Below are 9,760 nucleotides of genomic sequence, written 5' to 3' on the forward strand. Positions count from 1 at the left end.
GTCCCGCGGCCAGTGCGCGGCCCGCGTCCAGCGCCGGGGTGGTGCTGCGCGGCGACTCGTCGACGAGTGGGTCCGATCTTCCGCCGTCGAGCATGATCGGTTCGATCGGCGTGATCGAACCGGCGGCGATGTCGGCGGGAAACCAGCCCTGCGCCATCGTGTCACCGGAATAGATCGAGGTGTCGACGCCGATGCTGCGCACCACCGTTCCGCTGCGCCGAATCTGCTCCACCAGGTCGTCGATACGCGCCGCGCCTGGATAGAACCCGTCGGTTCCGACCGGAAGCGCGGTGAGAGTGGGGTCGCCGCCCGCGATCAGCACGATGTTGCCCTCGCCGCTGCCCTGGACCACGCGGGTGGTGACGCGGTGATCCGCCGGGAGCCCGAGCATCGCGGCCGCTGCGGTCAGCACCTTGGTGGTCGAGGCAGGCGTCATCGGATTGTCGGGGTTCTGGGACCAGAGCACCTGCCGGTCTGCGCGTCGGCGACGGTTCCGGTGAACGTGCCGAGGGCAGGATCGTCGACCACTCGGGCCAGCGCAGCTGCCAGACCCGCCGCGTTCGGCATCGGAGCCGATTCCGGGAACGGGGTGATCGCAGGGTTGGGCAAGACCGTCTCGGGCGGGGGCTCGATTGCCGTCTCGGCTCCGTCGGACACCGACGGCAGCACCAGGGCGGCGGTCGTCACTGCGAGGATCACCACGAACAGAGCGCACAGCGTCAGAGTCACGCGCTTCTTCCTGCGCCGTCGGCCCGCTGTGGGGCCGAGGAACCGCCGTGTCAGCCCCGCCACTGTTCCTCCGTATCTGCCGTGGTCGTACCCATGATCGTTCAGTCAACAGTATCCTCGGGTCCGGTAGCCTTGCGCCGCCACCATCTACACATTCGCAACGACTCGAGCCGCTCCGGCTCGACGACGACAGTGAGGACTGCACGTGCCGTTCGACGTCACCATCGAGATCCCCAAGGGGCAGCGCAACAAGTACGAGGTAGACCACGTCACCGGACGTGTTCGCCTCGACCGCTACCTCTACACCGCGATGGCGTATCCAGCCGATTACGGCTTCATCGAGAACACCCTCGGCGAGGACGGCGACCCGCTCGACGCACTGGTTCTGCTGCCCGAGTCGGTGTTCCCCGGCGTCATCGTCGAAGCACGCCCCGTGGCGATGTTCAAGATGGTCGACGAGGCCGGCGGCGACGACAAGGTGCTGTGCGTTCCGGCAGGCGACACCCGCTGGGACCACATCCAGGATCTTTCCGACGTCTCGACGTTCGAGCTCGATGCGATCAAGCATTTCTTCGTCCATTACAAGGATCTCGAACCCAACAAGCACGTCACCGGGGCAGACTGGGTGGGGCGCGCAGAGGCAGAGGCCGAAATCGCTGCATCATTCAAGCGCTTGGCGGACAATCCGGATCACTGATCGTTTCGGCATCACACACCTCGTCTCGGCCGAGCGCCGACGAAACATAGTTTGGGGAGACGTATGACCGACAGCACTGCCAACGGTGATCGGCGCAATCTCGATTCGCGACCGATCTCGGATCCGACGCAGTTTCCCGATCTGCCGGTGACGGTCGTCCTCGACCGAATCCCGGTGCCGATCCTCGCAGTCGATCCCACCGGTGCCATCGTGTTCGCGAACGAGGCCTTCGACGATCTGTTCGGCCTCGACCGCACCGAGCGGGAGGACTTCCACCTGCACGACATCTTCCCCGACCGGGCACCGGAGGGCGTCAATGTCGCGGACATGTTCCTCACCACGGTGGCCACCCGCGCAGATTCTCTGTGGCGGATGACCGACAAGACCGGCGATATCGTGCAGGTGCGCGCCAGCAAGTCGATCCTGCGCCGCACCGAGGACACCATCGTGCTCGTCGCGTTGGAGGACTTCACCGATCAGCTGTGGAACGACCCCAAAAGCGCTTTGCGCTGACGCACGGCACACGTTCTTCCCCGAACGACTGACGGTGTACGCAGGCGAATCATTCGCCGGCGTACACCGTTGCTCTGTTTCCGCCCGCGTGCTTGGACTCGTACATCGCCGTGTCTGCGTCGAGCAGCACGTTGTGGACGAGCTCGGCACCGTCACCGGACTCGGCGGCGGTGAACCATCGGCTTCCCTCCAACAGCGCGACCCCCCACGCTGACCGTCACCGGCACGTCGTCGGCGGGGTCGTGAATCGACTCGAGAATGTCGTGGGCTACGCGGTGCACGGCGGCATCGTCGACCGGTAGCGCGATGGTGAACTCCTCACCGCCGGTGCGTGCGACACACGGGCGGGCACCCGTGACCGCAGTGAGCCTGCGGGCCGTGCGACGCAATACTCGGTCCCCCACCGCGTGGCCGTACGTGTCGTTGACTCGTTTGAACTGATCGAGATCGAGAACCATGAGAGCAACCGAGCGTTCCGCGTCCAACGAGTTCATCATGCGTTGGAGCCGCAATTCCAGGCCGCGTCTGTTGAGAAGGCCGGTCAGCGAGTCCGTGTTGGCGAGATCGAGCTGGCGCTGAATCACCGCCCTGAACGCGAGCACCGAGTTCACCACCAGCAGTGTCGCCAGCGTCCTGGTGACCGTCGACGCAGGATCGTGCGTGTCCGCGGCGAACAACAGCACTGCCAGCACGACGACAACCGCGTTGACGAACAGTATGTGGAATTCGAGCACTCGTCTCCTGGAGAAGTAGACGATGTAGATCCCGATCACCGTGAACAGAATCGCCCCGTTCAGAGCCAGGTCGCGTCCGGCGAAAGTGAGCAGCATCGCTGCGACGCCCACATCTGCGTACACGACGAACCACCCGGGCATGTGCGACGAGTCCGCCGAACGACGAAACCACCACATCCCCACGGGGACGGTGGAAATCAGCACCAGCAAGCAGGCACTCTTGGCGATAGCGCCTTCTGGTCCGTCCACCGAAAGCATCGCGATGACCCCGATCAGACCGAACGAGGGAACGAAGGCGGCGATTCCCAGGGCAACGCGGCGCTCGAGTCGCACCGAGCCGGTTCGCAGCCCGTTCGCCCGACTGTGCGGCGGTCGATCGCGATTGGATGGCACCGCGTTCCCTCCGTCCGTTCTGACTGTTCGGGCGAGCATGCGGACCTGGGCAGCGGCCGGTCGTCGAGCGAGTCAGGTGATGCGATCGTTCATTTGCGCATCAGACGTTACCGGCGCGCCGCTCGGGCAGGTCCGGCCTGATCATTTCGTAATCGGTCAAGAAACGATCGAGCAACGCGACGAGCGATTCTCGGTCCTCCCGTGTCCACCCCTCGATCACCCGGCCGAGATTGTCGGTGCGTCGTTGCTGGATCGCCGCCGCCGCTTCCTGACCCGACGCAGTGACCGCGAGTACGAACGCTCGACCGTCACGTTTGTCGGGCAGCCGCTCGACGTGCCCCCGTTCGACCAGCTGAGCCACCTGCCTGCTCACCGTCGACGGATCGGAATTCACCATGGCGGCGAGTTCACTTGACCGCATCGGTCCGTCGCGCAGGAGCCTGAACAAGCATACGTACGCAGCGCCGTCGACACCGCCCGAGGACGAGATCGCAGCTATGTTGCGCTCACGCAGGCGTTGCAGCCGAACCAGCTGCGTGCCCAGCTCCTCGGCGAACTCGACCACGTCAGCTACCGGTGAACTGCGCAGGTCGCTTCTCGAACACCGAGGTGATCGCCTCGGTGAGGTCGTGCGAGGCGAGGAAGGCGGCGTTCCAGGCCGCGACGTAGCGCAGCGAATCGTCGACGCTCGAAGATCGGGAATGATCCAGCACGGTCTTGATGCCCTGCACCACCAGAGGCGGATTGGCGGCGATGGCGGCGGCGCATTCGCGAGCAGCGGCGAGGGTGGCGTCGTGGTCCTCGAACACGTCGTTGACCAGGCCGATCTTCTCGGCGCGCGCGGCATCGATGTCCTTGCCCGTCAGGGCGAGCTCACGCATGTGGCCATCGCCGATGATCGCGGGCAGCCGGGCCAACGAGCCCATGTCCGCGACGATCGCGACCCGCACCTCACGCACGCTGAACTTCGCGTCGGCGCTCGCGTAGCGCACGTCCGCGGCGGTGATGAGGTCGACGCCTCCGCCGATGCACCAGCCCTGAACCGCCGCGACGACGGGCTTTCGGCAGTCCGCAACCGCGTTGATCGCCTTCTGCATCGTCTTGATGGTGTCGTGGAACGACGTTCGGGGACCGGCCAGTGCCTTGTCGGCCATGAGCGGACCGAACGTGCCTGCCATCGCGGCGAGGTCGAGTCCGTAGGTGAAGTTCCTACCCGAGCCCGCCAGCACGACTGCACGAACCTCGGGATCGGCGTCGAGCTGCGCGAACAGCTCGGGGCTTTCGCTCCAGAAGTCCGGCCCCATGGCGTTGCCCTTGCCCGGGCCGAGGAGTGTCACGTGCGCGATGTGGTCCGCGATCTCGACGGAGAAGGCTTTCCAGGTTCGTTCGGTCATGCCTGCGAGCCTAGCGGCAGCGTCGCACATTCCCGCACCGCATGTTACGGCGCGTAACGTCTGCGCTAAGTCCCTGCTCAGCTCTGGTACGTACGCCGAATCGGGCCCATCATCGACTCATGCTGATGCATCAGGGACTAGGCCTGGAGACGTTCAACGATCTGCCGCGCCGCAAGGCGGTGCATGCGCTGTACGAGTGCTGTTGCTCGGTGGCGTGGGCGTCCAGGGTGGCGGACGGCCGCAGGTATCGCTCTCGCGCAGACCTGTTCTCCGCCGCAGACGCGGAACTGACCGAACTGTCGGACCGCGATGTGGATTCGCTCGCCGCGACGCTGCCGGAGCCGAGCAAGGTGTGCGCGGCCATGGACACCGACACTCGCAGGGCATTGGGGACTGCGGCCAGGGCGTACGAGGACCGGTTCGGCTACCCGTACGTGTCGAGCCGATTGTTCGAGCCCGAGGGCTTCGAGCCGCGCGACATCCTGGTCGATCTGGGTCATCGACTCGACAACGACGACCAGACCGAGCGCAAGGTCATGCGCGACGAGCTGGCGAAGATCAACCACATCAGATTGGATCGCCTGCTGGGGCCCGAAGGCGGTTGGCCGGAGTACTGAGATCGGTCGGGATTCAGCCGAACAGGCCGACGACGCGGCCGATCAATCCACCGGCGATCAGGATTGCCAGCAATGCCACGACGCAGATGACGACGATCGGCATCACCCGGTTGCGCTGCGGGGGCTCGTGGTTCGGGCCGCCGATTCCGGTTTCGGCGGGCGGAGTATCTCCGGGGGTGACCCCGCCTCCGGCTTCGAGTCCTGTGGTGACGTCGGGGTCTGGATTCTGAGCGTTCATCTTCTGCGGTTACCCGGTGCGGTATCCCTCAACCGAGATGTGTCCTGGCTATCGCTCCCGCGAACAGTTCGGACACCGCGTCGGCGATGACGCCCTCGTCGATTTCCTCCGGATCCACCGAATGTTCGACGGCCAATCCGGAGATCAACGCCGCCAGTGACGTCGCGAGGCGTCGGGCATCGAAGTTCTTGCCGACGCCCCACCGGTCCGCGTGCTCGTCGATGAGGCGTTCGAGTTCGCTGCGTAGTGCGCGACGGTCGGTGCGGTAGCGCTCGGCGACGGCGGGGTCGCGTCCGGCGAGGATGCCGAATTCGACGGTCAGCAGCGGCCACCGGGGTTCGGCCACCACCCAGGACGCGATCTCTCCGCCGCCTGCTCCTGCCGCTGCACCGGAGTCCAGATCGGATACGTGGGCCAGCACGCGGGCGGCGAGGTCGAGGGAACGCCGGGCGAGCAGTTCGGCGAACAGCGCTTGCTTGGACTCGAAATTGGAGTAGACGGCACCCTTGGTGAAGCCGGCCCGGTCTGCGATGTCGGTGAGTTTCGCTGCAGCATAACCACGTTCGGTGAATTCGTCGGCTGCCGCGGCGAGCAGTCGGTCGCGTACGTCGGTGCGTTGGGGTCGTCGCCGGTCCTGTGTCGACCCCCACTTTTCTTGCTCGTTGGCATTCACGATACCTAGAGTATTGAATACCTCGGGTATCGACAAGATTCAGGAGTCACCCATGCGCAAGATGTCACTGCTCGCCGCCGCGGTACTGGTACTGCAGCTCGGCTTCATCCTCAGCTACGTCTCGGCGTTCCATCAGCCGACGCCGCACGCGATCCCCATCGCGGTGGTCACCGAGGCCGGTCTCCCCGAGGGGCTGGACCAGCAGACCGCCGACCGCCTCGACGCCATCGACGGAACCCCACTCGCGGCACGCACCGCAGCCGACACCGCGGAGGTCCGGGCACTGCTCCGCGATCGGGACATTCTCGGGGCCTACGTCGTCGGTGCCGACGGAACGGACACCCTCATCACCGCCAGCGCCGCGGGCAGTTCGGTGGCCACCGCGCTCGAGTCGATCTTCACCGAGGTGGACGCCGCACAGGGACGCCAGTTCGTGGTCCGCGACGAGATTCCGGTCGGCGTGCACGACAACCGAGGACTGTCCGGCTTCTACCTCTCGGTCGGCTGGGTCGTCGGCGGGTACCTGTTGGCCGCCGCCTTCGGGCTGCTCATCGGCGCACCGACCTCGCGCCGCGAAACCTGCTTCCACGTCGGCATTCTCGCGGTCTACGCGGCCGCATCGGGTGTGCTCGGAGCCTTCCTCACCACCCATGTCCTGGAAACCTTTGCCGGCCACTGGTTTCCGCTCACCCTGCTGGGCACCGCGGTGGTCTTCGCCACCGGGTTGTTCACCATGGGCCTGCGCGCACTGATCGGCGTCGCCGCGGTTCCAGCCGCGATCGTCCTGTTCGTGATCCTCGGAAACCCAAGCGCAGGAGGCGCTTTCGGGGCAGACGTCCTACCGTCCCTCTACGCCTCGATCGGTCGGTGGATCACCCCGGGCATCGGCACCGAGGGCGTACGCAGCATCGTCTACTTCTCGGGCACCGGCTGGGGCAACCCGCACTCGGCCTGACGCTCTACATCGCGATCGGCGCACTGCTCATGGGCGCGGCAGCAGTGCGCCGCCGGTCCGCACACAACCCGGTGCACCAACACGAAACCAGTAAAGTGTGATTCCATGACCTCCACTTTCCCTCTGCCACTGCCCGATCTCGCCGTCCGCACTCTCGGAGGCGCAGTCGTGTGGGCGAACGACGAGACGTTCGCGGAGAAGGAGAATCTCGTCAGGCCGGGCAAAGCCGACTACTCGACCGCGACGTTCGGACACAAGGGCCAGATCTACGACGGGTGGGAGACGCGACGCCGACGCGAGGCCGGCTACGACGAGGCGATCGTGCGTCTCGGCGCGCCGGGGGTCGTCTCGGCGGTCGTCGTCGACACCGCCTGGTTCACCGGAAACTATCCGCCGGAGATCTCGATCGAGGCCGCCGAGGTCGACGGATTTCCCTCCCCGGAAGAGCTTCATACCCAGACCGAGTGGACCACCATCGTCCCGCGCAGTGCGGTCAACGGCGACAGCGAGAACAGGTTCACTGTCGCCTCCGATGCGCGGTGGACGCACGTGAAACTGTCGATCTATCCCGACGGCGGAGTGGCGCGGTTGCGAGTGCTGGGTCGCGGTAAGCCCGACCCCAAGTTCCTCGCCGCCGGGCCGGTGGACCTGGCTGCACTCGAGAACGGCGCGTACGTCTCGGCGTGCTCCAACATGTTCTACAGCTCGCCCAACAACCTGCTCTTCCCCGGACCCCCGCGCTCGATGGGTGAGGGCTGGGAGACCTCGCGTCGACGCAACGACGCGAACGACTGGGTTCAGGTGCAGCTCGCGGGTACCGGGCACATCTCTCTCGCCGAACTCGACACCACCTGCTTCCTCGGAAACGCGCCCGGTGCGGCATCGCTGCGGGGCCGGCTCGGCGACGGCGAATGGATGGAACTGTTGCCGCGCACGACGCTGCAGCCCGACACCCGGCATCGCTTCGTACTCACCCACGACACCCCGGTCTCCGAGGTGCGCATGGACATCTTCCCCGACGGCGGCATGGCGCGATTGAGACTGTTCGGTGATCTCGTCAGTTCCACGTAAGGAGCGTCAGGGCAATAGGGTTGGTTCATGTCCCGGCTACTTCATCCGAATGCAGCCCATGTTGCCGACACTCTGATTTCTCGCGGCCATCACGGTGTGGTGGTCAGCAGCCCGGAGGGCACACACACCGCCGCCGATGCTGCCGCGGCGCTGGGCGTCGAAGTAGGCGCGATCGTGAAGTCGATGGTGTTTCTGCTGGGCGACGAGCCGGTGCTGCTGCTGGTCTCCGGTGCCCACAACGTTCATCTCGAGCGCACCGGCGAACGTCTGGGCGGGACGTTGATGCGTGCGTCTCTCGACACGGCCAAGCATGCAACCGGGCAGCCGATCGGGGGGATCGCCCCGGTCGGCCACCCCACCAACCTGGACACGTTCGTCGACCAGGACCTGGCCGCTACGCCGAGGTGTGGGCGGCCGCCGGTCACACCAACACGATCTTTCGGTCCACGTTCACCGAGTTGGTGCGCATCACCGCAGGTCTGGCGATCGACGTCACCTGACCCCTGCTTCTTTACCGGGGTCAGGACGCGAGAGTCGGGGCGATCGGTGCGCCGAGGACCGCGTCGACGACGTCGATGTCGAGTCGGGTGCCGCGGGATTCGAGCAGCGGCAGTACCCCGTCGTTGATCAGAACCGACTGTCGAGCGACATCGCCGAGCACTGTCAACGTCACGCCGTCGGCCACATCGGCCGCGGTGACATCGGAGATCAAACTGGCCAATCCAGCCGGCGTTCCGACGTAGCGGATCGACGACGGTCCGGTCGGCGCATCCAGTGCGGCGAATTCCCGACGGGCAGTCCTGGCATCGGCCGCGATGTGGATCTCGAGGTCGAGAAACACTGCTGCGCTGTCGGCAGATTCGCCGCGGTCGACTGCCTCGGCCCGCACCCGGGCCCGATGTTGCTGGGATTCCCGCAGGTCGGAGGCCTGGATTCGGACTACGTCCCCGTCCGGTGACACGGTCAGTTCGGTCCAACCTGCAGAGAATTCGACGGCTACGCGGGTGAAGTTGTGCGACATGAGTGGTGGTCCTGGTTCTAGAAGTCGGTGAACTCATTCGGTCGGAGCGGAGCGGAGCCGAACTCGAACACGACCCGGACGCAGTGCGGCACAGATCCACGTATCTGTTGCACCAGTGGCGGTTGCCCGTCCACACGACACTCACGGTCATGACGCCATGCTAACGGTCTGCGGGGCTGCACGGGGATCCAACCCCGGCGGCCCCATCAGCCAGCTCGGGGAAGGGTCGCGGGTCGGGTACAGGGTTCCACCAGCCGGCGTCCTCCGCGTAGTGCCAGCTCGGTCCCGACTCGACCAGGGCTGCGAGGGCGTCGACGAGTCGGTCCACATCGGCCGACGAGCTGCCGAGCCCGATACTGGCTCGAACCGCTCCGGCCGCGTGCCCCAGCCTGCTCAGCAGTGGGTGTGCGCAGAACTTTCCGTCGCGCACGCCGATGCCATGTTCGGCGGACAGGTATGCAGCCACCTCACCGGGATCGCGTCCGGCAACGGTGAAGGTGACGATGCCGACACTGTCGGGTGCGTCGGCCCACGCCTGGAGCTGCTCGACGCCGTCCAGTGCGGCCAGCCCGTCGCGCAAGCGGGACGACAGTTCATGTTCGTGCGCCTGCAGCTCGGCATCGTCGAATCCGGCGATTGACTCGCAGGCCGCAGCGAGTGCGGCAACGCCGAGCACGTTGGGGGTGCCCGCCTCGTGCCGTTGCGGTGCCGGAGCCCAATCGGTG

12 protein-coding genes and 3 pseudogenes are annotated in these 9,760 nt (G+C 66.0%); 6 read left to right on the forward strand and 9 right to left on the reverse strand.

Annotated elements, in window-relative coordinates; genetic code table 11:
- Nucleotides 1-792 (reverse strand): annotated as a pseudogene (locus RHBS_RS18675) (D-alanyl-D-alanine carboxypeptidase); the annotation flags it as partial.
- Between the two features lie 142 nt (nucleotides 793-934).
- On the opposite strand from RHBS_RS18675, the gene RHBS_RS18680 reads away from it, so the two are divergent.
- A complete protein-coding gene (locus RHBS_RS18680; protein ID WP_121872135.1) occupies nucleotides 935-1,426 on the forward strand; it encodes an inorganic diphosphatase in 492 nt (163 codons plus the stop codon).
- Nucleotides 1,427-1,489: 63 nt separating this feature from the next.
- Nucleotides 1,490-1,939, forward strand: a complete 450-nt coding sequence (locus RHBS_RS18685) for a PAS domain-containing protein (RefSeq protein WP_121872134.1) — start codon at nucleotides 1,490-1,492, stop codon at nucleotides 1,937-1,939.
- Nucleotides 1,940-1,988: 49 nt separating this feature from the next.
- Here RHBS_RS18685 and RHBS_RS29125 read toward each other — a convergent pair whose 3' ends face one another.
- From RHBS_RS29125 to RHBS_RS18700, 4 genes are all read right to left on the reverse strand, one after another.
- A complete protein-coding gene (locus tag RHBS_RS29125) occupies nucleotides 1,989-2,132 on the reverse strand; it encodes a hypothetical protein (protein WP_187298545.1) in 144 nt (47 codons plus the stop codon).
- Nucleotides 2,092-3,066: a diguanylate cyclase gene (locus tag RHBS_RS18690; RefSeq protein ID WP_187298546.1), complete on the reverse strand. Its 975-nt coding sequence runs from the start codon at nucleotides 3,064-3,066 to the stop codon at nucleotides 2,092-2,094. Before RHBS_RS18690 ends, RHBS_RS29125 begins: the two co-directional genes overlap by 41 nt.
- A 100-nt stretch (nucleotides 3,067-3,166) precedes the next feature.
- Nucleotides 3,167-3,631: a MarR family winged helix-turn-helix transcriptional regulator gene (locus RHBS_RS18695; RefSeq protein WP_121872132.1), complete on the reverse strand. Its 465-nt coding sequence runs from the start codon at nucleotides 3,629-3,631 to the stop codon at nucleotides 3,167-3,169.
- Between the two features lies 1 nt (nucleotide 3,632).
- A complete protein-coding gene (locus RHBS_RS18700) occupies nucleotides 3,633-4,460 on the reverse strand; it encodes a crotonase/enoyl-CoA hydratase family protein (protein WP_121872131.1) in 828 nt (275 codons plus the stop codon).
- A 119-nt stretch (nucleotides 4,461-4,579) separates the two neighbouring features.
- On the opposite strand from RHBS_RS18700, the gene RHBS_RS18705 reads away from it, so the two are divergent.
- Nucleotides 4,580-5,077: a 2-oxo-4-hydroxy-4-carboxy-5-ureidoimidazoline decarboxylase gene (locus RHBS_RS18705; RefSeq protein WP_121872130.1), complete on the forward strand. Its 498-nt coding sequence runs from the start codon at nucleotides 4,580-4,582 to the stop codon at nucleotides 5,075-5,077.
- Nucleotides 5,078-5,090: 13 nt separating this feature from the next.
- On the opposite strand, the gene RHBS_RS18710 is transcribed toward RHBS_RS18705, so the two are convergent.
- Both RHBS_RS18710 and RHBS_RS18715 read right to left on the reverse strand, forming a co-directional pair.
- Entirely contained in the window at nucleotides 5,091-5,315 is a 225-nt protein-coding gene (locus RHBS_RS18710) for a DUF6480 family protein (RefSeq protein ID WP_121872129.1), read from the reverse strand.
- Nucleotides 5,316-5,343: 28 nt separating this feature from the next.
- Nucleotides 5,344-5,988, reverse strand: coding sequence for a TetR/AcrR family transcriptional regulator (locus RHBS_RS18715; protein WP_121872128.1), 645 nt, complete (start codon nucleotides 5,986-5,988; stop codon nucleotides 5,344-5,346).
- A gap of 52 nt (nucleotides 5,989-6,040) precedes the next feature.
- Between RHBS_RS18715 and RHBS_RS18720 the strand changes: the two are divergent.
- From RHBS_RS18720 to RHBS_RS18730, 3 genes and pseudogenes are all read left to right on the forward strand, one after another.
- Nucleotides 6,041-7,044 (forward strand): annotated as a pseudogene (locus RHBS_RS18720) (hypothetical protein).
- A 4-nt stretch (nucleotides 7,045-7,048) separates the two neighbouring features.
- Nucleotides 7,049-8,014 carry an allantoicase gene (alc, locus tag RHBS_RS18725; RefSeq protein ID WP_121872126.1) on the forward strand — a complete coding sequence of 322 codons (966 nt, stop codon included), beginning with the start codon at nucleotides 7,049-7,051 and terminating at the stop codon, nucleotides 8,012-8,014.
- Nucleotides 8,015-8,041: 27 nt separating this feature from the next.
- Nucleotides 8,042-8,514 (forward strand): annotated as a pseudogene (locus tag RHBS_RS18730) (YbaK/EbsC family protein).
- 20 nt (nucleotides 8,515-8,534) lie between these two features.
- On the opposite strand, the gene RHBS_RS18735 reads toward RHBS_RS18730, so the two are convergent.
- Together RHBS_RS18735 and RHBS_RS18740 are read right to left on the reverse strand one after the other, a co-directional pair.
- A complete protein-coding gene (locus tag RHBS_RS18735) occupies nucleotides 8,535-9,035 on the reverse strand; it encodes a hypothetical protein (protein ID WP_121872124.1) in 501 nt (166 codons plus the stop codon).
- Between the two features lie 160 nt (nucleotides 9,036-9,195).
- Nucleotides 9,196-9,760, reverse strand: a 565-nt coding sequence (locus tag RHBS_RS18740) for an aminotransferase class V-fold PLP-dependent enzyme (RefSeq protein WP_128646211.1), incomplete at its 5' end; no start/stop codon positions are given.

The organism is Rhodococcus sp. BS-15 (assembly GCF_000813105.1).
GTDB lineage: Bacteria > Actinomycetota > Actinomycetes > Mycobacteriales > Mycobacteriaceae > Rhodococcoides.